Annotated in this window: 23 protein-coding genes; 7 read left to right on the top strand and 16 right to left on the bottom strand. The window is 40.0% G+C overall.

All coding sequences use genetic code 11. The features are described 5' to 3' along the window. Window positions 1–240 precede the first annotated feature (240 nt). The 5 genes from parA to ACTXGH_RS13305 all read left to right on the top strand — a co-directional run bounded on the left by parA (window position 241) and on the right by ACTXGH_RS13305 (window position 8,708). Window positions 241–879: a ParA family partition ATPase gene (gene parA / locus ACTXGH_RS13325; protein WP_439297120.1), complete on the top strand. Its 639-nt coding sequence runs from the start codon at window positions 241–243 to the stop codon at window positions 877–879. 3 nt (window positions 880–882) lie between these two features. Continuing rightward, window positions 883–1,092, top strand: coding sequence for a plasmid partition protein ParG (locus tag ACTXGH_RS13320; protein WP_439297121.1), 210 nt, complete (start codon window positions 883–885; stop codon window positions 1,090–1,092). A 243-nt stretch (window positions 1,093–1,335) separates the two neighbouring features. Next, window positions 1,336–4,206, top strand: coding sequence for an ATP-dependent helicase (locus ACTXGH_RS13315; RefSeq protein WP_439297122.1), 2,871 nt, complete (start codon window positions 1,336–1,338; stop codon window positions 4,204–4,206). A gap of 37 nt (window positions 4,207–4,243) precedes the next feature. Beyond that, entirely contained in the window at window positions 4,244–6,031 is a 1,788-nt protein-coding gene (locus ACTXGH_RS13310; protein WP_439297123.1) for a site-specific DNA-methyltransferase, read from the top strand. Continuing rightward, window positions 6,024–8,708: a DEAD/DEAH box helicase gene (locus ACTXGH_RS13305; RefSeq protein WP_439297124.1), complete on the top strand. Its 2,685-nt coding sequence runs from the start codon at window positions 6,024–6,026 to the stop codon at window positions 8,706–8,708. Before ACTXGH_RS13310 ends, ACTXGH_RS13305 begins: the two co-directional genes overlap by 8 nt. Before the next feature lie 156 nt (window positions 8,709–8,864). On the opposite strand, the gene ACTXGH_RS13300 is transcribed toward ACTXGH_RS13305, so the two are convergent. The 7 genes from ACTXGH_RS13300 to ACTXGH_RS13270 all read right to left on the bottom strand — a co-directional run bounded on the left by ACTXGH_RS13300 (window position 8,865) and on the right by ACTXGH_RS13270 (window position 12,670). Continuing rightward, window positions 8,865–9,857: a DNA-processing protein DprA gene (locus ACTXGH_RS13300; protein ID WP_439297125.1), complete on the bottom strand. Its 993-nt coding sequence runs from the start codon at window positions 9,855–9,857 to the stop codon at window positions 8,865–8,867. 71 nt (window positions 9,858–9,928) lie between these two features. Further along, window positions 9,929–10,573, bottom strand: coding sequence for an amidophosphoribosyltransferase (locus tag ACTXGH_RS13295; protein WP_413521110.1), 645 nt, complete (start codon window positions 10,571–10,573; stop codon window positions 9,929–9,931). A 14-nt stretch (window positions 10,574–10,587) separates the two neighbouring features. Further along, entirely contained in the window at window positions 10,588–11,118 is a 531-nt protein-coding gene (locus ACTXGH_RS13290) for an HAD hydrolase-like protein (protein WP_439297126.1), read from the bottom strand. A 73-nt stretch (window positions 11,119–11,191) separates the two neighbouring features. Continuing rightward, on the bottom strand, window positions 11,192–11,569 hold the full coding sequence (locus ACTXGH_RS13285) for a hypothetical protein (RefSeq protein WP_413521112.1): 378 nt from the start codon (window positions 11,567–11,569) through the stop codon (window positions 11,192–11,194). Window positions 11,570–11,624: 55 nt separating this feature from the next. Continuing rightward, window positions 11,625–12,086, bottom strand: coding sequence for a hypothetical protein (locus ACTXGH_RS13280; protein ID WP_439297127.1), 462 nt, complete (start codon window positions 12,084–12,086; stop codon window positions 11,625–11,627). An 88-nt stretch (window positions 12,087–12,174) separates the two neighbouring features. After that, window positions 12,175–12,360, bottom strand: coding sequence for a hypothetical protein (locus tag ACTXGH_RS13275; protein ID WP_413521114.1), 186 nt, complete (start codon window positions 12,358–12,360; stop codon window positions 12,175–12,177). 55 nt (window positions 12,361–12,415) lie between these two features. Continuing rightward, a complete protein-coding gene (locus ACTXGH_RS13270; RefSeq protein WP_439297128.1) occupies window positions 12,416–12,670 on the bottom strand; it encodes a hypothetical protein in 255 nt (84 codons plus the stop codon). Window positions 12,671–13,048: 378 nt separating this feature from the next. On the opposite strand from ACTXGH_RS13270, the gene ACTXGH_RS13265 reads away from it, so the two are divergent. Beyond that, window positions 13,049–13,639 carry a recombinase family protein gene (locus ACTXGH_RS13265; RefSeq protein WP_025643766.1) on the top strand — a complete coding sequence of 197 codons (591 nt, stop codon included), beginning with the start codon at window positions 13,049–13,051 and terminating at the stop codon, window positions 13,637–13,639. 660 nt (window positions 13,640–14,299) lie between these two features. Here the strand turns inward: ACTXGH_RS13265 and ACTXGH_RS13260 are convergent. The 7 genes from ACTXGH_RS13260 to ACTXGH_RS13230 form a co-directional block, all read right to left on the bottom strand. Beyond that, complete coding sequence (locus ACTXGH_RS13260; protein WP_439297129.1) at window positions 14,300–14,662, bottom strand: DUF3817 domain-containing protein; 363 nt, start codon at window positions 14,660–14,662, stop codon at window positions 14,300–14,302. Between the two features lie 333 nt (window positions 14,663–14,995). Continuing rightward, entirely contained in the window at window positions 14,996–15,703 is a 708-nt protein-coding gene (gene lspA / locus ACTXGH_RS13255; protein WP_037026031.1) for a signal peptidase II, read from the bottom strand. Window positions 15,704–15,844: 141 nt separating this feature from the next. Then, window positions 15,845–17,125, bottom strand: coding sequence for a c-type cytochrome biogenesis protein CcmI (ccmI, locus tag ACTXGH_RS13250; RefSeq protein ID WP_101211261.1), 1,281 nt, complete (start codon window positions 17,123–17,125; stop codon window positions 15,845–15,847). Beyond that, window positions 17,122–17,604 carry a cytochrome c-type biogenesis protein gene (locus ACTXGH_RS13245; protein ID WP_020443538.1) on the bottom strand — a complete coding sequence of 161 codons (483 nt, stop codon included), beginning with the start codon at window positions 17,602–17,604 and terminating at the stop codon, window positions 17,122–17,124. Before ACTXGH_RS13245 ends, ccmI begins: the two co-directional genes overlap by 4 nt. An 83-nt stretch (window positions 17,605–17,687) precedes the next feature. Next, window positions 17,688–18,350, bottom strand: coding sequence for a DsbE family thiol:disulfide interchange protein (locus ACTXGH_RS13240; RefSeq protein ID WP_011513682.1), 663 nt, complete (start codon window positions 18,348–18,350; stop codon window positions 17,688–17,690). Beyond that, a complete protein-coding gene (locus ACTXGH_RS13235; RefSeq protein WP_439297130.1) occupies window positions 18,351–20,399 on the bottom strand; it encodes a heme lyase CcmF/NrfE family subunit in 2,049 nt (682 codons plus the stop codon). A 121-nt stretch (window positions 20,400–20,520) separates the two neighbouring features. Then, window positions 20,521–22,737 carry a heavy metal translocating P-type ATPase gene (locus tag ACTXGH_RS13230; protein ID WP_439297131.1) on the bottom strand — a complete coding sequence of 739 codons (2,217 nt, stop codon included), beginning with the start codon at window positions 22,735–22,737 and terminating at the stop codon, window positions 20,521–20,523. Window positions 22,738–22,879: 142 nt separating this feature from the next. Here ACTXGH_RS13230 and cadR point away from each other — a divergent pair, with 142 nt between their 5' ends. Next, window positions 22,880–23,290, top strand: coding sequence for a Cd(II)/Pb(II)-responsive transcriptional regulator (gene cadR / locus ACTXGH_RS13225; protein ID WP_011513679.1), 411 nt, complete (start codon window positions 22,880–22,882; stop codon window positions 23,288–23,290). Between the two features lie 148 nt (window positions 23,291–23,438). On the opposite strand, the gene ACTXGH_RS13220 is transcribed toward cadR, so the two are convergent. After that, window positions 23,439–24,161, bottom strand: a complete 723-nt coding sequence (locus ACTXGH_RS13220) for a CHAP domain-containing protein (RefSeq protein ID WP_011513678.1) — start codon at window positions 24,159–24,161, stop codon at window positions 23,439–23,441. 799 nt (window positions 24,162–24,960) lie between these two features. After that, window positions 24,961–25,611 carry a DUF411 domain-containing protein gene (locus tag ACTXGH_RS13215; protein WP_102092551.1) on the bottom strand — a complete coding sequence of 217 codons (651 nt, stop codon included), beginning with the start codon at window positions 25,609–25,611 and terminating at the stop codon, window positions 24,961–24,963. Window positions 25,612–25,842 lie beyond the last annotated feature (231 nt).

The following is a 25,842-nucleotide window of genomic DNA, read 5'->3' as shown; positions in this document are numbered from 1 at the left end:
ATACTTATATACTTATATACTTATATACTTATATACTTATATACTTATATACTTATATACTTATATACTTATATACTTATATACTTATATACTTATATACTTATATACTTATATACTTATATACTTATATACTTATATACTTATATACTTATATACTTATATACTTATATACTTATATACTTATATACTTATATACTTATATACTTATATACTCAATGCATGCTACAGGGATCTGTATTTATGAAGGTAATCGCGGTATTAAATCAAAAGGGTGGCAGCGGCAAGACTACCATCGCAACGCATCTGGCTCGTGGCTTACAGCTGAAAGGCCATAGTGTTCTGCTAGTAGATAGCGATCAGCAGGGCAGTGCGCGTGACTGGAGAGCGGTTGATGAAGACAATCCGGTACCAGTGATCGGGCTTGATAGACCAACACTTGATAAAGATTTAAAAAGCGTCTCTGATAAGGATTATGTGGTGATCGATGGATCGCCGCAAGCTACTAGTCTGGCTATTTCTGCTATAAAAGCGGCTGATTTTATATTGATTCCGGTGCAGCCGAGCCCCTATGATATCTGGGCGACCAGCGATTTGGTTGATTTAGTGCAGCAGCGTATTGAGATGATGGATGGCCAACTAAAGGCAGCCTTTGTCGTCTCACGCGCCATTCAAAATACCAATATTGGTAAAGAGGTTGCAACCGCGCTGCTTGATTATAATCTTCCAGTATTAGAAACCAGAGTGATACAGCGAGTTGCTTATCCTAATAGTGCTGCCCTTGGTAAGACAGTATTTGATACTGAATCGCCTAATAGCAATGCGATACAAGAGATAACCGCATTGGTCAGTGAGATTCAAACATTTTTTGATGAGGAGTAAGTCATGAGTTTATCAGCAGGTCGCCCTAGTAAGAATGTTAAGGATCAGTTAGTTCTGTCGGATGTGACGGACAGTCCCAAAAAGACGGTACGCGTAAATTTTAATCTAGATGAAGATAAACACATTGCGCTCAAACGGTACGCGCTTGAAAGCCGAAAAACGGTTACTGAGCTGTTGACTGAAATGATTGAGGAAAAGTTGGTTGAGCGATAAAAATTAGACATGGAAAAGCTATATCAGTTGTCAGTTATAGGATTGTAGGGCTGATTTTTTTACAACATCTATTCAGCCAGTATTTTTTCATATTGACAGACTAGTGATGAGTATTTTTATCGTTGGTCTGTTACTGTTAACCTATACGTATCTAGCGCCTTATTTGCCTAAAAAATTGGCCTAACCATACGCCAGCGTGCTGATTATTAATGCGTTGGCTTAATTATATAGCTGAAGGTGGAAATGTTTAACGTTCATTCATCACAGAAAAAAGCCGTTGAGCATCACCAAGGGCCGCTACTAATAATTGCAGGTCCAGGATCTGGAAAAACTTATACACTAGTTGAGCGCATCATGAACCTTATTCATGTACATAGTGCAAAACCAGAAGAGTTGCTTGTTGTTACCTTCACAGAAAAAGCGGCGCAAGAGCTGAAGACGCGTATTTCTAATCGCTTGTTAGAACTAGGGTCTTTGTTCAATGTGAACGAGATGTATTTGGGGACATTTCATTCGATATGCTTGCGCATTCTCGAAGAGTATCGCGATTTCACGCGACTCAAGCGCAGTTTCGTGCTTATGGATCAGTTCGACCAACAGTATTTTTTATATCAAAGACTACGCGATTTTAAAGATATTGATGGCATAGAGCATATTCAAGGCGAACACAAGATCCCTGCGTGGGCAAAGTCTGAAAATCTACTTGGGTGGTTGAATAAGGCGTCAGAAGAGGTTCTTGATATCGACAAACTGGTTGCTTCACCAGATGAAGCGATCTCTGCGCTTGGCGAGGCCTACAAGGTTTATCATGGACTTTTATTGAGCGAGAATGCTTTAGATTTTTCTTGTATTCAACTTGAAACACTCGTGCTTCTGCAGCAGCATCCGTATATTCTAGAAGAATTGACCAACAAGATTACTTATTTGATGGTCGATGAATATCAAGATACTAACACCATTCAAGAGCACTTACTGCAGCTATTAATGGGCTCCAAGCGTAATTTATGTGTAGTTGGAGATGACGACCAGGCTCTCTACCGCTTCCGCGGTGCAAGTGTGCGTAATATCCTAGAATTTCCTGCTCAGTTTGCTCCAAATGAGTGTCAACAAGTAAAGCTATCGGTTAATTATCGTTCGCACCCTGATATTGTTAGGTTTTATGACTCCTATATGGGAGATAAACCTTGGATACGTGAAGGTGTGAATTATCGTTATGCTAAAACAATACGCCCGCGTGAGGGTGAATTTAAGACAGGGCCTACGGTCGTCAGCGCGATTACACCAGAAGGTGATGATTGGCATGAAGATGTCTATCAAATGCTCATTCATCTAAAACAAAACGGTAAACTGACGGACTGGAACCAAGCGGCATTTCTATTTCGTTCTGTTAAATCAGATAAGGTTCGAGCGCTTGCTCAGTCCTTAGAAGAAAAAGGCATTCCAGTTTACTCTCCGCGTGCTAATCTGTTTTTCGAGCGTGAAGAAATCCGTTACATGTTAGGTGTGTTTAATTTTATTTTTCCTATGGTGATGGTTGAGCGCAAGAAAAAAATAGCAGATGGACGTAGGCTTCCGATATGGGACTACTATACCAATCATTGCTTAGCACCGTTTATGGCGAAGCTAAAAGAACCAGAACAAGCAGACTTACTTAAATGGTGTCAGCAGAAAGCGAAAGCACACATAGGGCTAACCAAGAATACTGATTCAGCTTTTCTCAGTCTATTTTATGAGTTATTGCAGTTTCCGTTATTCTCAAATTATCTTGAGCAGCACAACGGTAACGAACGCGCTCAGCGTAACCTCGCTCAACTCAGTCGAATGCTTGGTAAGTTTGAATATTTGCATCGAATAAGTATTCTGAACCCTAAGTATTTACTTTCTAACCTAACTTCTTTATTTGATAATTTCTTAAAGTTTTTATTTGAAGGTGGGATAGACGAATACGAAGATATGTCCGAATATGCACCATCAGGGTGCGTGTCCTTTTTAACTATTCACCAGTCCAAAGGGTTAGAGTTTCCGATAGTTTTTGTTGGTTCACTTGAGGGTGTTCCGCGTAAACAATACACCGATCTTGATGAAATTATTGAACATCAATACATGGCCAAGCCCCCTTTTGAGCCATTAGATGACACTAAGTATTTCGATTTTTGGCGTTTGTTCTATACCGCTTTTTCAAGGCCACAAAACTTGTTAGTTCTAACTGGGCAAGAAAAATCAGGACATGGCAGAACGCCTTCCAAGCATTTCACCGACTACACCACCAAGCTTCCTTATTGGCGTGATGTAAAGCACACGCTTGCTGAAATAGAATTTGAGCAAGTAAAAGATGTGAACATCAAGCATGAGTATGCCTTTACCTCTCACATTACCTTATTCGAGACCTGCGCAGAGCAATATCGATTATTCAAAGAGCTCGAATTCCAACCCGTAAAAGCAAGCCCGATGCTATTTGGTACTTTAATCCATGAGACTCTAGAAGATGTCCATAAGTCGGTAATTCGTGGCGAAACTGAGCTGCTAACGAGAGATAATATTGAAAGCTGGCTTTTAAGTAACTACCAGAACTTAGCCAATCGTGAACGTATGTATTTAGGGGAGTCGACATTAGGCGCGGCACTAAAACATGTGATGCGTTATGTTGAGCGAAAGGGTAATGATTGGTCAGATATACAAGAAACCGAATTTGATATCTCGTTAGTCAAAGAACGTTATGTGTTAAGGGGTAACGTAGATTTGATTAAAGGGGAAGGCAATAGCGTTGAGATCGTTGATTTCAAATCAGAGCGTAAGCCAGATATTGAAAAAGACAGGGAGCGCATCTTACATCATCAGCGTCAGTTAGAAATTTATGCGCATTTGGTGGAAGCAAACAGCGATTACAAAGTCAGTAAGATGCACTTATATTTTACTGGTGAAACAACAGGCTTGCCGACCATTAGCTTTAATAACAGCACCTCAGCAATCGGTCATACTATTCAACAGTTTGATAGTATTGTTGATAGAATTGAAAGCAAAGACTTTTCGCTGAAAGCGCGACCAGATAAAACATGTGTGGATTGCAGCGCGCGCGCCTATTGCGACCGTAAGAATTGGACATTTTGTGCTTAGCTTTAGCTAAGTAATACGAAAATTAAGAGAATAAATCATGTCAAACGATCAGATCAATGTAGAACACTACGAATTTGAAGAGCCAATTAAAGGCTACCCAGAACTTAGATGGCAAGGCAAACGCCCTTTCCGTTCAACGCAATACTTCCCCGCTCAGCTCAAAGAAGTCTATGGCCAAGAAGATGACTCAGGTTGGATTAATAAAATTTTCTGGGGTGATAATCTTCAGGTGATGAGTCATTTGTTGAAAGAATTTCGTGGCAAAGTAGATTTGATTTACATCGACCCCCCGTTTGATTCGAAGGCAGACTATAAAAAGACAGTAAAAGTAAAATCTAAATCTGTTAAAAACGACTCGGGATCTTTTGAAGAAAAACAATATACAGATATATGGTCAAATGATGAGTTTTTACAGTTCATGTATGAGAGATTAACTTTGATGAAAGAGTTACTGTCTCCAAACGGAAGTATTTTCCTTCATTGCGACTATAGAAAGTCTAGTCACTTGCGATTGATGATGGATGAGATATTTGGTGTAGATAGTTTTAGAGCTAATATTTGTTGGCGAAGCATGACAGCAAGTGGATTTAAAGGCAAAACAAGTCTAGGAAAAAGCCATGCTGATATTTTATATTTTTCTAAGTCAGAGAACTATAAATATTTTCCTATCTATAAACCATACTCAGATGAATATATTAAAGAAAGATTTAGCAAAGTTGATGAGAATGGTCGTAAATTTAAGGATGAAAAAGTAGGTTCAGCCACCCCTCAAGAGACTATTGATAGATGGAGGACAGAAGGTCGGATCTATATTACAAGTACTGGCGGTTTTCGTGTTAAACACTATCTTGATGAAGCTAAAGGAATGATAGTAGATGATATTTGGACAGATATTTATGGTGAAAACTCACAATCAAAAGATTTAACAGGGTATCCAACCCAGAAACCAAGTGCACTTCTGGAACGAATTATTTCAATGACAACTGAAAAAGGAGATATTGTATTTGACTGCTTTATGGGGTCAGGAACGACACAAGCAGTAGCTAACAAATTGAATCGTCGTTTTATTGGTGCTGATATCAATCTAGGTGCAATTCAAACAACGACAAAGCGTTTAGCAAGCACAAATGCAAATTTTGAAGTATATAACGTCAATAATTATGAAGTTTTCCGAAATCCAGTTGAGGCAAAAGAGTTACTAATCGAAGCATTAGAAATTCAAAAGCTCGATGCAACTTCAGTCTACGACGGTGAAAAAGACGGCTATAAAGTCAAAATAATGCCGGTTAACCGCATTGCGACTAAAGAAGATTTGAATGAGTTAATCGCAAACTTTCCTTACAAGCAATTTGAATCGCGTAAAGAAGCCAACCCGAATCAACCAGTAGAAGAAATCATGCTGGTATGTATGGGGCATGAACCAAGCTTAGGTGCCACGCTAGAGAATGAATCGGGCTATAAACTTAAGGTAAAAGTAGTCGATATTCTTCGCGACAAATCTGACCTGATGTTCAAATACGATTCAGAAGCAGCCATTAAGATTGAAGACAATAAATTGATCATTGAAGCCTTCTATCCACGTAACTTGCTTCAAAAACTTAGCCAACAAAAAGACGATGTGGAAGAGTGGCGTGAGATGGTCGAGTCCATAATGATCGACTGGAACTTCGATGGCGCGGTGATGGAGCCCGTAGTAATCGATATCCCATCTAAAGATGAGTTCGTCGTTGGTGAATATGATATCCCAGAAGGGGCTAGCAACATCAAAGTGAAAATCACTGACTTACTTTCAGAGTCTTACGAAGAGGTGATCGTTCATGGCTAAGAATGCCCAAGACAACTTCGAGTTAAATAACTCGTTTTACGTACACTTGCATGAATTCTATAAAATTCATCGTGGCACCATACGTAAAAATTACACTCGCCTAAGTAAAGCCTTCTTAGACTTCAACGAGCCATCGCGCCCAGGTAGCTTTTTACGTGTGCCTCAGTTTGAAGCTCTAGAAATCTATGTATTCCTAAAGGAGTTTTTAGATAACAAACCCGTCTTCCAACTGTTTGAAGATTGGTATACCAACCAAGGTAAATTTGCAGAGCGCGTATCTGGTATCAGCACTATAGATGGCCAGATCATGCAAGGGGATATGTTCTGGGAGATGTCTGAAAAAGACTACAAAGGCATTTTCAGAAAGATGAAAGCCAGCAACGGCGGCCGCCTTTACCCTAACTATATTTTCGCCCTGACCATGGGTACCGGAAAAACCATCCTCATGGCCACTTGTATCTTCTATGATTTCTTAGCCGGTAACAAAAAAGGTAAAGATGAGCGTTTTATTCAAAACGCACTGATTTTCGCTCCAGATAAAACGGTATTGCAGTCTTTGCGAGAAATTGAATCCTTCGATCATTCTAAAGTTGTGCCGCCGGAGTACATGCCAATTGTCGCGGAATTCAAGTTCCACTATCTTGAAGATGCTGGCGTCTCGCTCAACACCATGGACGGCTCTAAGTTCAATATTATCGTATCGAATAGCCAGAAAATCATCTTACGTCGCGATAGCAAAGGTAAATCGACGGCTGATAAGCTCTTCAGCTCCAGCAAAGCCATGTATCAAGGCCTGGGCGATGTAGAAGATGAAGCGATGGCTATGCTTGGTCTAGACGACGATTCTATCGCTGCCGCGCCTCAAGATGAAGCAGACCTTGTGACTAACCAGCGTTTCGAGAAAATTAAGCGGCTTCCTCAATTAGGTATCTTTGTTGACGAAGCCCACCACGCATTTGGTGCAAAACTTGCCAAAGATATGGGTATAAAAGCCGATAATACGGCGAACTCATTGCGTAAAACCATTGATGAGCTGGCGCTAAATTTGAAACAAGCTGGAACTCGAGTGGTGGGTTGTTATAACTACACCGGTACACCTTATGTAGGTAAAGATGTTTTACCAGAAGTGGTTTATGCCTATGGGCTGCGCAAGGCGATTGATAACAATTACTTGAAGCAAGTTAAGCTTAATGGCTATAGCAATACGCGCCACGAGGAGTTCTTAGAGATAGCCATCAATGATTTCTTAGCAAATGCTGATGAGATTGGACGCCCTGAGAATATACTGCCAAAGATGGCAATTTTTGGTACGACTATTGAGGAGCTGACGACTGAAATTCGGCCAGCTGTAGAGAAAGTACTAGCGAAGCACGGTATCTCTTCTGACCGTATTTTGATTAACGTCGGTGATCCAAAATATACCACCGACGACGATATCCGCGAATTTAACCGCTTAGATAGCCCGAACTCAGAAAAACAGTTCATCTTACTCGTGAATAAAGGCCGAGAAGGTTGGAACTGTCGTTCTCTGTTTTCAGTTGCGCTTTATCGTGAGCCAAAATCTAAGGTGTTCATACTTCAAGCGACTATGCGTTGTTTACGTGCCATAGGTGACAGACAGCATATTGGCCATATTTATCTTACTAAAGAGAACATGGCACTTTTGGACAAGGAGCTTCAAGCGAACTTCCGTATCTCAACAGATGAGCTCAAAGAGCCTGATCCAAGCAAAGAAACGGTACATGTAAGAGTTGAGCAACCAAGTATCAAAGTGCTTATCAAACGAGAGCGTCGTCAATTTAAGTTGATTGAAAAAGAAGATTTAGAAAATGGCTATAAACTAGGGCTTGATGAGGTTGTTCTTGATGACTATCGACTTATCCATGAAACTCAGCAAGGGCTATTGATGCCTGATGATATTGGAACTGTGAAAAAGCGTCCTAGACAAGATCTTTCTTTCCTAAAAGAGCAGCGTACTTTTACCAAACTATCATTAGTTGCTGATATCGCTCGATATATTAATAAGCCTTGTTTGGCAGTTGAAAAAATTATCGCAGCTACAGAAGAAGGCTTTGATGGTATCTTAGAGTTGGTAAATCAGTTTAATGAAATACTGTACGACCAAGTAATTCCGCGACTTTTCAAAGCGATGTACGATATAACATGGAAGAGTGATGATGAGGAGGTTGAAGTTGAATTAGTGAAAGAGCCACCTATAGACCCTGGGTATTATCCGGTAACAGCCTCTAAAGATAAGATTATTAGAAAATCATCTTCAGAAATTGCAGAACTAACTGGGAAAAGTTTCCATCTAGACAACTACTGTTTCGATTCAAATCCAGAGCGCCAGTTCTTCTGGGATATGTTACACGATAAAAAAGTTGATAAGATTTGGTTTACTGGGATGTTAACGCATGGTCAAAGTGATTTTGTAATTCGTTACGTGGACACAGAAACGCAGCGCGTACGTAGTTATTACCCTGACTTCTTGATTAAGAAACAAGATGGCTCTTATGTAATGGTGGAAGTCAAAGGTGAGGACAGGATTGATACTCAAAACGTAAAAGATAAGAAAGACGCCGCAGAACTTATGGGCGTAGCATCAGGTATTGGCTACGAGATAATTGCGGGTAAATCCGCATACTCTGGAAGCTATGATCGAGGTTTTCTGAACTAATTTAGATTTTGGGGCTGTAAACCAGTTTCTTAACTCTTTTATAGTAAAATTCAATCGTGCGGGATTTTTAATTGGTGTTCATAATGCGTCAATTAGAACGTTGATCAATAGAGAGAAGTGTCCATATAAGTTGATTACAACCTATATGGACAATAACTAGAAGCCTAGACCTACTTGCTCAGGTGTTGAAAGCCTTCCATTTGATTCTTTCAGGTTGCTAGGTAAAGAATTCTCTATATCCTTTGGATTAATTACTATGGCTTGTGGACCATCTTCCTTTATGATTTGTCGATTTAAATCGTACTTAGGATTGTTCTGATAGTCTTCGTTATATATTACAGCCCGCTTAATATCATATTCTTTAGCTTTCTCCATAGCATGACGGGAACCACTGTCTGGTTTAGGATTATTGGGATCAAGGCTTGTTTTACTATAACTCGCACTCAATACCACCAAATCACTAAAAAGTGCTTGCAAGCGATCTCTTTTCACATATCTACCTGCTTGTTCTCTAAAATTAGCAGGTGATGGTGACGTTAAATATTCAGTAATTAGCAGACCTTGGTTTTCAACAATTTCACGAGCTAAACCTATATTCTGAGCCGGTAAGATATTATTTAAAGGGCTGGGCAAAATAGCGACGGTTCGAGCATTTAATGCCAGTGCCTTTCTATGCGAGATGCTATCACAACCATTTGCTAGACCACTGACGATTGTCGCATCATGTTTTTTAATAAACTGCTCAACTACTTGGTTTTCATCAGCCTCAGTTTCTTTATCTGGATTGAGCACACCAATAACAGCAATATTATAATTATCAGGGGATAATAACTGCAAATCGCCTTTATAGAATAGGAAACTTGGAATATCACCTTTTTTCTTTAAGTCGCGACGAAGAATGGGGTAATTATCATCGCCTATTGCCACTACTCCATCACAACTATCGCCTAATTTTTCAACCAAACGTTCAAGCCTAGCTTTCATTTCTAAAAAAGACTGCTCTGTTACACTGGCATCCTTTACCGCAATGAGCTCAACGATAGCTTCATAAGGAATTCTAGTTGTAAGATTATTATTTAACCATGCCTCCCCTATACCTTTGAAGGTGCGAGCTGTTAAAACATTTAGAGCATGATCTGTTATTTTCATTAAAAACCTACTTTAATATATTCATTTAAACCAATAATTTGCTAAAAATCTTAGCAAAGGATATTTAATTATTAGCGGCCGTTGTAAAACGACCGATGAGCTGTACGAGCTATACTAAAGAAAGTTACATCCTTAGCACCATGGTCAAGTAGGCACTGAATAGCATCTTCATCTACATTAATATTTTTAGTATAAATATCGTCAATTAACAATATGTGTTTACCTTTCACTTTCTCTGAAATAGTGCAAGTATCTTTAGTAATACCGATATAAGGCATACTACCACCTCCACCACCTTTTGAGCTACGAGATAAGTGAGTGGTACAGGTATCAGTATGACGCACTATATAACCAGTTCCATCTATCAAATTTTTTCCTGAGCCTTGTATTCGAGGAACTACCTCTTTAATAGATTCAGAAAATCCTAGCTGTAGAGTAGAATAAGTGTTGATAGCTTTTGACCTAGGTATTACGCATATAGCGACTTCAGTATCTGATATTGTAGACAGAACATTAAACAATTCATCTGCAAGATTGGATTTAACTGAATTTTTAGCAGCTTCTATTTTATATCTCGGTGCGTTATTAAACGTATTTTTCAGATAGTTTATATAGTCAGGATTACCAACCTTACCGTAGCCTTGGTATACACAACGATAAAATGCTTTTATATCTTTGCTCAAGTACTCGTTTTTTACGATGGTATATTGATTCACGTCTTAATCCTCACTTATAGGCTAATCTTAGTTATATTTTTATCTGGTATTCCAGCTTCATTTGCATGGAATACCTCATTTAAATCATCCTCAAAAACTAGAACCTTTTTAGAGAAAATATTGATTTCATTAAGTGCATGTTGATACTTATTGTCTATATGCTTACAAAAAAATATTCTATCGAATAATTTAGCGCAGTTATGATGATCAAGAAGCTGAATAACTCTTTCAGGAGAGGCTTTCGTTACTAAACATACCTTAGTAGTGTTCTTATTACTAATTAAGAAATTAATTAGCTCTTTATTAAGGTAGGTATAGTCTAGAAATTGCGAGTTATATCCAATCTTCTCTTTTTGGATTTTTTCGGCTAATACCTCATTGGTGCAGTACTTATCAATTACCTCTTTAGTGATTCTTTTTACTACAGGAACTTCCATGTATGGCATATAGGAATCAATTGCTTTTCTATAAGCTAAATTGTTAGCCTGATCAGTATCAATCAAGGTGCCATCCAGATCGGTTAATATTACTTGAATATTATTCAATATATTGTGCCTCATCAATAAGTACAGGCTAGCTTAGGATATGGTCTATATCTATTCTGTGAACTGCACTTGCCTATTCTGGATTCTCTTTGAATTTAAGTAATAGTGACTCATAATCAAAATAATTACTAACCTTCAAAATATTTTCGTCTTCTAAAACTTCAATACAACTACCTGAAACCATCTTTTCTACTTCATGATCATGCTTATCATACTGTTCGTCTAATACTTGCTTAATGAGGTCCATGTTTCTGGAATCTTCAAGCAGATAGCTCGCTAAATATGAAGATAAGCTACTGGTGAACATATTTATGACAGCTTCCTGGGTCACTGTGCTGACAGTTTCTACCATTGAAGCGATTTCAGAAGGCGTTCTTACTGAGATAGTTGAATAGTGCTCATCATTACTGGCTTTTTGTGCTTCATTAAATTTTTCAAATAGTGAAGTCATTAGTATTTCCTGGTTATTTAGATAATATTTACTTATTACTAATTTTCGAATCAAATCAGCTTTGTTGTATTTTTGCCTTACTCTTATCAAGTAACTCTTTCAGGTTGTTCAAGGACTGCGGTGCTTGTCCTGATTTAAAGTGCTCATTTAAAACATGCATTTGGTTATCCAACAAACTCTCTGGATGAACACCCCTACGACTAATATTCCATAATTGCCACGAGAAATTTTTATTAGATTTAGTACTATTTTTACTTAGAAATTCAGCGTATTCCGTTATGAGTAGTGCCTCTTCACTTGAGCACTGACTCAAAAAATCTTTCAGGGACTCTTCAATAAAATCATTAATGATCTGTGAACGTGATACGCCGTCGCGTTTAGCAATCGCATCAATAATCAACAAATCGAGATTGTTAAATCTCATATTAAACTTTCTAAATTCTGGCTTATCAAAAGCCGTGGTTGGGTCTTCTAATTTATTAAAAGCCGCTTCATCAAATTCGATTTTTAAACTCATAAACTTTACCTGTATATTGCTGACAATTGATTATAGATATTTGAAACCACTACCGTTTTGTATATATTCTATGTGGCTACATTGGTTGCTAAGCTCTTTCGAGTCGCTTCATAAGATCGAGCAGACTGTTATATAGGCCATCTACTTCGGCTTTCCTTAAAACAATCTTGTCTGAATTCTTTATATTAGTTCCACAGCTTAATGCTAGAGCAACCACTGGACTAGAAATATTGCGTTGTTTCTGGCGGACTTGGCAGTGTTTAGTGGCTTTCATAATAATATTCCTTAGTAGTTTTTAAAATTTATTCAAATCATTACTTTTATAATAGTCAATAAAAAATATTTATTTTACTCGTACTAAGCTTTCTATTCATAGAGTTGTTATGATAGGTTGTTACAATACTATCTTCTGCAACTATCAAAGTAATTCCACCGGTTCTTCTTAAAAACTCAATATCTTTAAGAAGTCTTTTTAGCTTCTTCATTGCCGCCTTGCTTTCTTTTGGTGTCATACCTTGTATATCTTGGCTTAATCCACTTGCATCAAGGATTTTATTAGTATATTTCAACGCATTACTATTCATAATAGGTCCTTTTTTTTATAAGTACCGAGACTCTTTTGATTGATCACCATATGACCCATAGTATGTATGGTATTATTACAATAGTCAATATTTAAATATAAAAATAGTATATATAAAATTAGATGGATTTAAACACCTATAGGGTACACCCTAGCGAAACTACCTAAAAGGTACCAAAAACCAATTAATAGACTGGGTAAAATAGACTAACGCAGTAAAGCTACTTCAAACGCACTATCATTAACCTATACCTAAAACATAAAACCTTTAAATGATAACCTATCTATCATTAGACTTTTTTATGTTATTAAATGATAGTAATATCTTGCTATTATCAATGAACATTAATTATTAAGTCTAAATAATAGAGGTGGCGTTATGACTGTTCGTATTTATGTGAGAGCCAGCACTAAGGATCAAGACGCGACCAGAGCATTGTCTGACTTGATTAGCTTTAGCCAAAGCTATGATGATAACCATGTTGAGTACGTAGAGCATTTCAGTGGTACAAAGTTAGATAGACCAGCACTCACTAAGTTACTCAATGATGCTGAGCAAGGCGATATATTGCTTGTTGAGAGTGTAGATAGATTGAGTAGATTGTCTCAGGATGATTTTGCTATCTTAAAGCAGCGCATCAAAGATAAAGGTTTGCGATTGGTAGTGGCTGATCTACCAACTACACATACGGTTAGCGAGGGTATGACAGGCGACATCCTTAGGGTAATTAACAATATGCTGATCGACTTATTAGCAACGATGGCAAAGCTTGATAACGATAAGCGTAGAGAACGTATCAAGCAGGGATTAGCAAACAGTGGATATAAACCTACTGGTAAGAAAGCAAATCTAGCAAAACACAATCGTATTAGAGAATTAGACAGTCAAAATAATATGACAAAAGAGGAAATCGCTAAGGCGGTTGGTGTTGGGGTAGCTACGGTTTATCGTGTCTTAAAACAGGGTTAATAGCTGAAGTATTTTAAACATTAATTTACGTTTCTATAGACGCGATGCTATCAAATATATAATCATTAAGTTGATAGATTTTAATCATGTATCTTGATTCAAAAAAACCCTGTATTTGAGTATTTGAGTATTTGAGTATTTGAGTATTTGAGTATTTGAGTATCACTTTGCCTTTTTAGCTATGATAGTAATCAGCTGTATCAACTTTGTACGTACTAGCGTTGCAACTGATTTATTTTATATATCGAATGCAGCGACTTTATGCCCATGCTTTGAGCAAATGCTATAAGCTCATTTTTAGCACATATAAGTGGTTCCATTATAGCAGTCTGTTTTGAGTGGTCTGTTAATAGGGTTTTGGGGCTTTTAAGTCGGTTCCGCTAGGGTATACCCTAGGATAATAGGAAATCCATCGCGGATGACAAAACCTGTTTAGCTTTTAAACAATACGGGTTTGTCGATAGTATGTAAGATAAGTTCGAAAAGTGACTAGAGTGTTAGATTATTCATACTGGGTCTGAATTAAAATTTTATTGTGATTAATTTCTGCTCAATGTTATTCATTTGTCGCCATGATGAGTGATGGCGGCTTGTGATTTAGTTAGGAAAAATAATCTTGAGTAATAAGGTACGTTTGTAGCATTTGCAGCAGGGCTTGTTCTAGGCTTCTTTACTTACACTTTCCTGTAAATTCTTTTTTAGTAAATGATCGAATATAAACGGGCCAAAAGGTAAGAGTGAGCCGAGTACGCCCGCAGGTATTGCCCAAAGAGGCATTTTCATTTTGATAGCTGAGCCTATAAGTATTATGATATAGGTAATAAACAATATACCGTGTGCCATACCGATGTATTTCACACCTTCTGGAATGTCCAGCATATATTTTAGTGGCATGGCGATACAGAGCAATAATAAGAAAGAGGTGCCTTCTAGGTAGCCTATAATGGTAAGGCTTTTTAATGCGGCACTTTGTTTTTTTCTAAGATTATGTATTTGTTTGATAGTTAGCGGAGCATGTGACACTATATTATCCTTTTGTTATTTCAATAAATAATTTAGGCGGTATTCAATGTCTTTATAATAATGGCCCTGTCCAGAGCTTTGAAGTACTGGTTTTTGTCATCTACCACTTAGCACGTCACGCCTTCGTCTAGCCACTTCAAAATCATCCTGCGTTCACTCGCATACAATTATGCATTGGGTTTTGGGATATAGAATGAGAGAGTATTTGTATTAATCATATATCACCTTCCAGTTCGCATTTTTATAAACACACTTGAGTATAAAAAGTATCTTTCCGTATAGAGCAGCTATGACGCTAGTTCTTTTTATTTGTACTGATCAATATTCACTTGTTTATTCATTACGCTTACTTTCCAAAAATATCATATCAATTATAATCAACGCTACACCGACACAGACACCTATATCTGCAACATTGAAAATAGGATAATTCCAGACATCAGCATAATGCACATGGATAAAGTCAACCACTTTGCCAATTCTTAAACGATCGATTAAGTTGCCAATCGCACCGCCAAGCACTAAGGCCAACCCCATAGACAATAGCTTGGCTGTACGTGGCGCTTTGATTAAATAAATCGTTAAAAAGATAGCCATTACAAAAGCTAAGCCTGAGAAAAACCATTTCTGCCAACCGCCAGCGTCGGCTAAAAAGCTAAATGCTGCCCCATAGTTATAAGCGAGTGTCCAGTTGAGAAATGGTTCAATGACCGGTACGGGGTCATTGAACGCTAATTTGGTTTGGGCCAACCACTTAGTCCATTGATCAAGTATTAACACCATTATCGCCAACAAATACCAGATAAAAGCGCGACTGCCATTGGCAACCATTTTTGGCATTTTATCCAACTTACCTTTAGGTGTTATCGAGTTGCCTGAAGTCACGTACATAGCTTTAGGCGTATGATTCATGGTTTTAGAGTCAATCGATTGATGAGTACTACTCACAGCTATAGGTACTTTATTGTCAGCAATATTAGTACTAGCCGATTCAACGCTATTCAATTTAGTACTATCTAATCTGTCGGTAGATTCAGTCATAGTTGTTTTCTTTATCTGTGTTTATACAATGAACAATGTTAAACGTATATGTTTTTGGTATACGACTATTAATCGCGCCACTTTTATAAACGGCTCCACTTACCGCTCTGGTGTTATGAAACTTACGGTAATAATTTTTTATTAGGGAATCTGTTGATTGATTTCAACATTAACCTGAGTCTGTTCAGCGCTAATCACTATAGGATTACCCGATAAGTCGCCTGACTCTGCTATGGCATTACCGCTATGACTAATACGAGCAACGACTGCTAACTGAGTTTTGTCACTACGAGCTGAATTTAACGTACGATCTGGCATCATCGCATCAAGATTGCTTAAGCGGATACTAGCCTCACCTTGCTTGATAATACTAATGGGTAAACGTTTGGCGGCAAACGGTGGACCTCCTTTAACGTCACGTATCGCAACAAACAACACATCATCAGCTTTCACTAACGGTAATAAATTAGCGTTAATTTTCACTGTCACGTCAATACCTTCTAGCGCTTGCTTTTCTTGCGTGCTAACGTAGTTGCTTAACTCATCTAAGCTTGCTAAAGCTTTAGTATGATCACCTGGTTTGGCCACAATGCTGCCTTGTAAGCGTTTAATCCAACCTTGCGCTTGGGCAAAGTTACTACTACGAGTCTCACCCATTGCCATGAGCATTTGAGCCCGTTCATGCTGTGGATTCTTAGCTAATATAGCTTGTAATACACGGCGAATATTGGCGTCTAACTGACCTTCATTAACGAAAAAGCTAGTCTGAGCATAAGTGGTGGCGATTTCTTCATTTTCAGGAGCTAAACGATAGGCACGAGATAAGGCTTCCAGCGCAGAATCAGTTGCCTCCATAGATAAGAAAAGCTCGGATAGGCGCATCCAGCGATTAGGATCATCAGCATTACGATGAACATTGGTTTGCATGGCGCTAATCAGTTGACGACCATCTTCAAACGCCCATGATGGCGGCTTGTCAATTTTAGCTGTCAATAGGTCGTCAGCCACTTGTCCTACTTTGTCCTCAGCTGTCCACAAATCAAACACGGGCGTACGATTGCCTATTAGTAAATACGCCATTGCAGCCAATATTGGGATCCAAGCTGCGACAATTAAACGGCTTTTGACATCAGGGGTGACCATAGGTGTTATCTGACGCTGCGCATCTAATAGCTGACGCTCCAGTTCCAGCTTTTGATTTTGATAATGGCTATTATTAATAGTACCGCTGTCTTTATCTGTTTGTAGCTCAGCTAAACGTTCGCGAAATACTGCAACATTAATATCTAGCAGTTGATTGTCTATTGGTTTGGACTGCAAACGCGGTGCTCGTAGCCATGGCATAATAGCAATCAGCGCAAATATAAGGGCAATCAGCAAGCTTAGAGTTACAAATAAGCCAAAAGTAGAAAATAGAGTCATTTTTTGTCCTCTAGGCTAGTAATGTCGTGGTCGACACTCTCAGCTTGCGATAATAGACGATCAAGCTCAGCCTTTTCCGTAGAGGTCAAGGCAGCAGTACTGTTCACTGTGACGCCGCTTTGACCACGGGCAACAACTTGGCGACGCTTACTTTGCCAAAACCAACCAATAATTAAGACGAGCAATAATAGTGGTGGAAAAAACCATAGGATCCATGTTGATGGTCGCATAGGCGGCTTGTAGCTAATAAAGTCACCGTAGCGCTCTTGCATATAGACGCGTATTTCAGCATCACTACGTCTATCTTTAATTAAATCATAGACTTTTTGCTTTAGATCCTGTGCAATCGGTGCATCAGAGGCTGCAAGGTTTTGATTTTGGCATTTTGGGCAGCGAAACTCTTCTATTAATCCACGATACTGAGCTTCTTGCTGTGGTGAGTCAAAATCGTATACGTCAATAGCTGCGTTTGCCGTCATGTTAAGCAGACACGCTAGTATTAAGCTTGCTAGTTTTAAAACTATATTGGGTTTTAGTTGAGGAGCTCTTATTCGAGTAACGTTCATTTGCACATCTCCTCAACCTGAATGAGATCAGGACTATCGTTGTTCTTATTAGCCTTATTAAGTACTGTCAGGCACGGCTTAACACGCTGTTGCCAATTGGCTTCATTAATCTCACCAACAATATGCTGACGAATGATGCCATCTCCATCCACAACAAAGGTTTCGGGCGCACCAGTTATGCCTAAGTCTAGAGCAAACTGACCCAATGAATCCTGAATAGACATAGAAAATGGATCACCGCCTCGGTTTAAGTAACTGAGCGCATTACCAATCTCATCCTTATAATTCACACCAACGATATCAACGCCGCGCTCTTCTAGTTGCATTAAAAACGGATGCTCAATAACGCAAGTTGGGCACCATGAGCCCCAAACATTAAGTAAAAACGGCTTATCCGGCAAATTATCATTGGTGATAGTACGGGTAGTATCTGCTAATAACGGCAGCTCAAAGGTAGGAACCGGACGCTCAAGAGCGGTATTGGTCACAATGTCTGTTGGTTTACCTAAGCGCATGTACAATATAACTACCAAACCAAAAAAGAGGATAAGCGGAATTAAGAACCATAGCTTCGTCTGCTTTTTTTTCATTGTCTTTGGGTTACGCTGCTTACTGTTTTGGCTATCTTTTTGCTCAGGAGTATTATTCGACATAGTCATTTATTTCTCCTTTAGTGTCGACATCGTCGATGCTGAGATTGCCTGTTCAATAGCTACCTCATTGACTCCATCAGTAGCCAGATCACCAGTAACTAGCAATGGAGCTTTAACTTTTTTGATGCGGTATCGTTTATCAAGCATGCTAATTAATCCACCTAGAGCCATGATAATTGCCCCTAACCAAATCCAGCGAATTAATGGTTTTACATAAATCCTTAATGCCCATTGGTTACTACCATCGGCAATAGGTTCGCCCAGTGCGACATAAACATCGCGCATAAGACTGGGGTCAATAGCAGCTTCAGTTGTTGGCATCGTGCTGATAATATAAGTACGCTTTTCTGGAGTCAGTTTCGCCACTTCACGACCGTCTTTGGATACCACCACTTGCGCTTGCGTTGCATCAAAGTTACTACCCTTTATTTCAAAAAATTCAGTTACTTCAAAATCGTAACCTTGAACATTGACTGTATCGCCAATACCCATTGCTACGTCACGCTCAATACTCAGGCTACTAGTAAAGGCTATGCCAATGACAGCAACCAATACGCCAATATGAGCAGTCTGTTGACCCCAATAGCTCAGACGCAACTGCCGCAAACCGTTAAAGAAATTAGGGGCGTTCTTGGTTTTGTCTCTAAAGTCAACGATCATCCATAGCAGTACCCAAAAGCTCACCGCTAAAGTCACGCCAATATTGAACATAGCAGATGGACTGGTAAAGTAGGCGATAATAGCAGCCAATACGATACTACTAGCGGCAATGGCGATACCCACCCCTAGTAACGGACGCTTATCTTGTTTCCAGCGAATATTTGAGCCCATACCCATAGCTATTAATAACAGCCACGTTAAAGGTACAAATAATGCATTAAAATAAGGAGGGCCAACGGACACTTGTCCTAAACCAAAAGCATCAGCGATAATAGGGTAAAGGGTGCCGAGCAGCACCACTAAGGTTGCAATCAAAATGATGGCGTTGTTGATCACTAAAAAGGACTCACGTGAAATCAGCTGATATTGACTTTCAACGGTTAAACGCCAACCTCGAACGGCAAACATTAATAGACCACTACCGATGATAATGCCAAGAATAGCTAAGATAACCAAACCACGCGTCGGATCAGCGGCAAACGAATGCACTGAGGTAAGGACTCCAGAGCGTACCAGGAACGTGCCAAGCAAGCTTAAGGCAAAGGCGAAAATAGCCAGCATGATGGTCCATGCTTTAAACACCCCGCGCTTTTCAGTGACTGCTAATGAATGCAGCAATGCTAAGCCGACAAGCCAAGGCATAAACGAGGCGTTCTCTACCGGATCCCAAAACCACCAACCGCCCCAGCCAAGCTCGTAGTAGGCCCACCACGAGCCCAGTGCAATACCAATGGTCAAAAATCCCCAAGCCGCCAGCGCCCATGGACGTGACCAGCGTGTCCAAGCAGCATCTAAACGCCCTTCCCACAATGCCGCCATACAAAATGCAAAAGGCACTACCATACCCACATAGCCCATATATAACATGGGCGGATGAATAATCAGACCGAAATCTTGTAGGACAGGATTTAAATCAGCGCCATCGACCGCTAGATTGGGTAAGGTACGCTCAAACGGTGACGAGGTAAATATCAGCATTGTTAGCATCATTAACTGTACACCGGCCAAAATAACTAATACCCGCGCACGCATTGATAACGGCAAGCCGCGACTAAAGTATGATACCAGTGCACACCATGTGGCCATGATGGTCATCCATAGCAGCAAAGAGCCCTCGTGTCCGCCCCATGTCGCCGATAACTTATAGTACCAAGGCAACAGCGTATTGGAATGCTGCGCGACGTAACTGAGGCTAAAATCATTATAATAAAAACCTGCTATCAAAGCGCCAAATGACGTTATCATGGCGGCAAACTGTGCCCAAGCTAAGCTAGGGGCTAGTCGTTGCCAAGCAACTTGGTTACGAATAACACCAATAGTTGGCAGAATTACCTGCAATAACGCCAATACAAAAGCGGTAAGCAAGGCAAAATAGCCCAATTCTGTAATCAACATACGGTCTAACCTTATTTACTCTAATGCGGTTGCAGTTTACTGTAGCGGTGGAATTTTTATTATTAGAACCCACCCCCGAAATCTGCTGCTATCTCTAGTTTTTAATTGATTTCGAAGGGTTTTATTTAACTACTTTAGGCGGAGTTACCAGTGGAGGCGCGCCTTTAAAGCGCAGTAAACGTAACGCATTGAGAGTAACGAGCACTGTTGCTCCAGCATCAGCTAGAACCGCAATCCATAGTCCAGTAATGCCGAATACGGTCGTGATCAGAAAGACGCCTTTGAGACCTAAAGCGAAAATGACGTTCTGATGAATGTTGCGCATGGTGGCACGCGAAAGTGCAATCAGATGGGCCATGTCTGTAACACGACTTTTTAATAATGCGATATCGGCCGTCTCAATGGCCACATCGGTACCACCACCCATCGCGATGCCAACATCAGCGGTTGCTAGTGCTGGCGCATCGTTAATACCATCACCCACCATCGCTATTTTTCTGTTATTCTTCATCTCGTTAAGCAAGCGCAGTTTGTCCTCAGGCAACAGCTCAGCTTCCCATTCCACGTCTAAATTACTGGCAAGTGCTTGAGCGGTTAAGCGGTTGTCGCCTGTTAGCATGACGGAGCGCACACCCATCGCTTTAAGTTGAGCCACACCTTCATGAGCGTCGTCTCGTAACTCGTCTCTTAGTGCGACCAATCCAAGCACTTCTCGACTTTGCTCATCGAAAAGAACTGAGACGGTCTTGCCCTCATTTTGCAGCGCCTCGATTTGTGCCTGTTGCTCGGCTGAAATTGATGCCTCATCTGCGGCATAAACAGGCGAACCGATAGCTAGCGCGCGCCCAGCGATAGTTGCGTGTACCGCTTTACCCGCAGTAGCAGAAGCTTTAGAAGCCACAGGTATGACAACTTTGGCGGCTTTGGCATGACTGACAATAGCTTCAGCAAGCGGGTGACTAGAACCTGTCTCCACACTGGCAAAGAGCGCCAATACCTTATCTTTACCTTGAGAACCCTGATCCTGAGAATCCTGACCTTGAACACTTGAATACTCTTGTGTAATGTCAACAACATCGGTCACGCGTGGTTTGCCTTCAGTTAAAGTGCCTGTCTTGTCAAAAGCGACTGTCTTCACTTGGCCGATGGTTTCTAAAGCACTACCGCCCTTGATCAGCAAGCCGCGGCGCGCACCGACCGCTAGACCAGAGGCGATAGCAGCTGGTGTTGAGAGCACAAGAGCACAAGGACAAGCGATCAATAATAAGGCTAGACCTCGATATAACCAAGTTGACCAATCTCCGCCCATGGTTAACGGTGGGACGATGATAATTAGGGCGGCAATAGCCATCACAGCCGGTGTATAGTAACGACTGAATTTCTCAATAAAACGGGCAGTGGGTGCTTTGGAAGCTTGCGCTTGCTCTACCAAATCAATAATGCGCGAAATAGTGTTATCGGCGGCTGTCTTTTCTACGCGCACTTGGAGCACACCATCGATGTTAATTGACCCTGCAAATACATTGTCACCCATCGTCTTGGCAACAGGAACAGACTCTCCCGTCACGGGCGAATCATCAAGGCTGGACGCACCTTGAACAATGGAACCATCAGCAGATACCCTATCTCCAGGACGCACCAGCACAAGGTCATTCACTTGTAGTGAAGTCGCTGGAACGTTACGCTGCCCACCTTGAGCATCAAGTAAAATCGCACTTTTCGGAACCAGCGATGATAAGGCTCTGATGCCAGCGCGAGCGCGATCAGCAGCGATACTCTCAAACAGTTCACCGATTGAGAACAAAAAGACAACCGCTGCGGCCTCTTCAGCTTCACCAATGATAAGTGCGCCAAGCACGGCGACGGACATCAGCGTTTCAATTGAAAAGAATGAACCTGTTTTAGCCAGTGCTAAGGCTTTGCGTGCAAATGGAAAAACGCCTACAATCACAGCGATGGCAAACACCCATATCCCATAAGCGGGCAACAGTAGTGACAGTGCATAAGCGCTGCCCATCAAAATACCGAGACCAACAACCTGTTTGCCTTTTTGAGTTTGCCACCACCGCTTATCCTGCGGAGCCATCTGATTGTCGCTGTCAATATCAATAGCCGATACAGTTTGTTGACCAGTATTGGCAGATATACCGAACCCTAGGCTTTTGATGGTTTTTTCAATATCACTAGCCTGAGTCGGCGCATCAGGGGCCAAGCTTAGCTCTAGCGTTTCTGTAGCAAAATTTAGCTCAACATCAGAAACCCCAGGCATACGTTTCAAAGCTGTTTCAATCTTGCCGATGCAACTGGCACAGTCCATACCTTCAATATGATATTTCATAATAATTTACCCTTTGAATAATGGTATTATGAACCCTCTAGTGGCTTTAGAGTCAAGGTTGTCTATCTACAGTTTTGTAAATTTAATTTCTCTAGCGCCAGTCTTTACAGCCACTTTAATTATTTAAATCATAGAGGTTATTATGACAATCAAAATTGGTGAGCTCGCTAAACGCACAGGTGCCACAGTGGAAACCATTCGCTATTACGAAAAGGAGCACTTATTACCTGAGCCTTCTCGCAGCGCAGGGAATTATCGTTTATATAATGAAGAGCACATTGAGCGTCTACAATTTATCCTACACTGCCGTACGCTTGACATGGCTCTAGACGAAGTACGAATCTTACTTGAGTTTTGGGAGGAACCTGATAAAGACTGTGGTGATGTGAGCTCCTTACTAGATAAGCAAATTTATGCTGTAGAAATACGAATGGAAGAACTGATGCACTTAAAGCAGCACTTGACTGTTTTGCGCCAGAAATGTGCAAGTAGTGCACCAGCGGTATCATGTGGGATATTAAAGGCTCTTGCCGATAATTCTTGTCATGAGTAATGATATTAGTAGTGTTCATTTCTGACTGATCAAATCATGAAAGGTTAAATACACCCTGATGTTAAGCACAAAAAAACCCAGCAATGATATTAAGATCACTACTGGGGTTGGAGGAAATAATAACTATGTTGTGCTGACTTATCAGGTCTTATTTATCATTCATAGCAAGGTAGATATTTCGATCTGATGCGGATGCGTCATCCACGTATTTTGAATCACGCCATGTGGTATAAGCATAGACACCACTGTATGGGCTGATGCTGTTCTGACGGAAATCAGAAATCCAGTTTTCGCCATCAAAGATTTGGATATGGCCATGTGGACGCTTTGATGAGCGATCATAGACAATAACATCACCTACTTGGGTTGGCATATCATTACTGATTTTGCTAAAACCTGCTTTATCAAGCGTGCCACGAGTGGCGTACTGATAGGCTGAAGGATTGGGGGTGAACTCATAACCTGCTGATTGTAGTGCTTTACGTACGTAACGGGCACAGTATCCAGAGCTACCAGATAGAGCCACTCGTGAAGCACGAGCAGCAGCGATAGCGGGGGCTGAATTGCTATCAGGAACTGTATTGACTTGCTGCTGTTGTTTTTCAGCGTATAAGCGGCTGTTTAATGATGAAAGCCGACTCTCTTTTTGCTTAGCCTGCGCACTTAGGTTGCTAATAGCTTGACTGATTTCGTCATTACTAGAAACATAAGCACCACTGCTAGTGCTATAGATGTTTTTTGATGAACCGTAGTTTGATGCCACAGAAGTATTGGTGATGGTATTATTTGTTTGAGAGATTGTGATAGCAGCACCACTCGTTTGTGCTATGCCCATACCCAGTACTGACAAAATCAATAAAGCCTGTTTCATAAATCTAATACCTACGGTTAATTCAAAATGGTCTGTTATCAACAACAGCGCAGTCAATTAAATTTCAACAACTCAAGTATATATACGTCATAGTGACTGATACTTCTGCTGCATATTATTCATATAAAAAATGATTATTGGCGATCACAGCATCATTGAAGTCTTACGAAGCTGTTGCAAATCAAGCTGCTGGCCAAAACACAAAGCCGACTTTAGCATAGGCTGTTTAGCCTGTCATCACCCTTAAAAACCCCAAAAATACTTTTTTGATGTTGAAAAAATTGCTAATATCCCACATTTTACAATGTAAGTTTGTGTAACATGTACAGAATATAGCTGACTAGATTGACCACAATTTCTACTGTTTTATAAGCAAAAAAAACGTCTGAGGGTTAAATCTATAATTTAGATTTAACCCTCAGACGTTTTTCTATTGGATGAAGTAATTACCCTATATAGGGTCTAACTAATTATTAAGATAATATAATTAATTTATAATATTAATATAGATGCTAATTCCCTACTAGCTTATGTAATATTACGTAATTGTTTCGATACATCCTGTATATTCTTGTATTAACCCTTAGTCATTTATCTATTTTAAGGGTTAATAACCGATAAATTCGCTTACATTGTCATCAAAAGTTACAAATTCAAAGTTATTTTTAATTTTAAAGTCGCAATAGCTAATGAATTTTTTGATGAAGAATCATTTTATAAGCAATAGAACAGTCTTATACCTACCTCATTTACTTTTAACGCTAACACTATAATCAAAGTATTCTTAACTGCTAACACACTATAATTGCTGCTCTACCGATTCAATATCAGCATAAACTTGGGTTGTCCCGTCTTTATTGAGCTGCATAACCTGATAGGGCATGAATTTATTTTGATACTCCATACCTGGGCTACCAATAGGCATGCCAGGTACGGCAAGACCCATAGCTTGTACTGGCGGATTTTCTAAAAACTGCGCCATATATTTAGCGGGTACATGACCTTCAAAGACGTAACCATCCGTAGTGACTACAGTATGGCAAGAACGCATTTCATTTGGAACGCTGTAGCGCTCTTTAAATACGGCTAAGTCCGCAACATCTTGCGCGGTTGCACTTAGACCATTATCTTCTGCATGACTTATCCATTCTTTACAGCAGCCGCAATTGGCATCTTTATAGACAGTGGCTGAGACGTTTTTTAGTAAGTCTGGTTTACTTACTGACCTTGTCATCATGTGAGCACTTTTAGCGTTTGGTTCATCTTCCTTTAAAGTGATAGCTGTTGCATTTTCGGTTGTTACTGATGTTGTGTTTGCATCAGATACGCCACTACTCGGTTGGCTACAAGCAAATAGTGATGAGGCGGCAAGTAACACCAGCGTACCACGCAACCCCTTAGACAGATGACGATTGAATATAAGACTGGATTTTATTTTTAAGGGGGTCATAGTGCTCTCTCATGTACTGTAAATATTGTGAGCTATAGAAGGTCAAGTAACACTTCATATCGTTTGGTAATGTAGCATAATAACCCATCAAACGGGGTACGTAAATTTATACATTGAGCAGTGCGGACTGGTATCATAAGCAGTTTTTATTTTGAAATGCTGCCTGTAGTATTAACGGGTCTATCTGAGTTTTGGATTTTGATTAAAAATTCAAGGCTCATAATTTTGGAT

This window comes from Psychrobacter sp. 1Y10 (genome assembly GCF_052259005.1).
Lineage (GTDB): Bacteria > Pseudomonadota > Gammaproteobacteria > Pseudomonadales > Moraxellaceae > Psychrobacter > Psychrobacter saeujeotis.
This window is presented reverse-complemented; position numbering and strand designations above follow the sequence as displayed.

What these genes read in the sequence shown, in the direction of transcription:
- ACTXGH_RS13310 (WP_439297123.1), top strand. Translation starts at nt 4,244, where the DNA reads ATGTCAAACGATCAGATCAATGTAGAACACTACGAATTTGAAGAGCCA.
- ACTXGH_RS13270 (WP_439297128.1), bottom strand. Translation starts at nt 12,670, where the DNA reads ATGAATAGTAATGCGTTGAAATATACTAATAAAATCCTTGATGCAAGT.
- ACTXGH_RS13215 (WP_102092551.1), bottom strand. Translation starts at nt 25,611, where the DNA reads ATGACCCCCTTAAAAATAAAATCCAGTCTTATATTCAATCGTCATCTG.
- ACTXGH_RS13240 (WP_011513682.1), bottom strand. Translation starts at nt 18,350, where the DNA reads ATGACTATGTCGAATAATACTCCTGAGCAAAAAGATAGCCAAAACAGT.
- ACTXGH_RS13280 (WP_439297127.1), bottom strand. Translation starts at nt 12,086, where the DNA reads ATGAGTTTAAAAATCGAATTTGATGAAGCGGCTTTTAATAAATTAGAA.
- ccmI (WP_101211261.1), bottom strand. Translation starts at nt 17,125, where the DNA reads ATGACTCTATTTTCTACTTTTGGCTTATTTGTAACTCTAAGCTTGCTG.
- lspA (WP_037026031.1), bottom strand. Translation starts at nt 15,703, where the DNA reads ATGACTGAATCTACCGACAGATTAGATAGTACTAAATTGAATAGCGTT.
- ACTXGH_RS13305 (WP_439297124.1), top strand. Translation starts at nt 6,024, where the DNA reads ATGGCTAAGAATGCCCAAGACAACTTCGAGTTAAATAACTCGTTTTAC.
- ACTXGH_RS13320 (WP_439297121.1), top strand. Translation starts at nt 883, where the DNA reads ATGAGTTTATCAGCAGGTCGCCCTAGTAAGAATGTTAAGGATCAGTTA.
- ACTXGH_RS13285 (WP_413521112.1), bottom strand. Translation starts at nt 11,569, where the DNA reads ATGACTTCACTATTTGAAAAATTTAATGAAGCACAAAAAGCCAGTAAT.
- ACTXGH_RS13245 (WP_020443538.1), bottom strand. Translation starts at nt 17,604, where the DNA reads ATGACGGCAAACGCAGCTATTGACGTATACGATTTTGACTCACCACAG.
- parA (WP_439297120.1), top strand. Translation starts at nt 241, where the DNA reads ATGAAGGTAATCGCGGTATTAAATCAAAAGGGTGGCAGCGGCAAGACT.
- ACTXGH_RS13275 (WP_413521114.1), bottom strand. Translation starts at nt 12,360, where the DNA reads ATGAAAGCCACTAAACACTGCCAAGTCCGCCAGAAACAACGCAATATT.
- ACTXGH_RS13315 (WP_439297122.1), top strand. Translation starts at nt 1,336, where the DNA reads ATGTTTAACGTTCATTCATCACAGAAAAAAGCCGTTGAGCATCACCAA.
- ACTXGH_RS13265 (WP_025643766.1), top strand. Translation starts at nt 13,049, where the DNA reads ATGACTGTTCGTATTTATGTGAGAGCCAGCACTAAGGATCAAGACGCG.
- ACTXGH_RS13220 (WP_011513678.1), bottom strand. Translation starts at nt 24,161, where the DNA reads ATGAAACAGGCTTTATTGATTTTGTCAGTACTGGGTATGGGCATAGCA.
- ACTXGH_RS13300 (WP_439297125.1), bottom strand. Translation starts at nt 9,857, where the DNA reads ATGAAAATAACAGATCATGCTCTAAATGTTTTAACAGCTCGCACCTTC.
- ACTXGH_RS13230 (WP_439297131.1), bottom strand. Translation starts at nt 22,737, where the DNA reads ATGAAATATCATATTGAAGGTATGGACTGTGCCAGTTGCATCGGCAAG.
- ACTXGH_RS13235 (WP_439297130.1), bottom strand. Translation starts at nt 20,399, where the DNA reads ATGTTGATTACAGAATTGGGCTATTTTGCCTTGCTTACCGCTTTTGTA.
- cadR (WP_011513679.1), top strand. Translation starts at nt 22,880, where the DNA reads ATGACAATCAAAATTGGTGAGCTCGCTAAACGCACAGGTGCCACAGTG.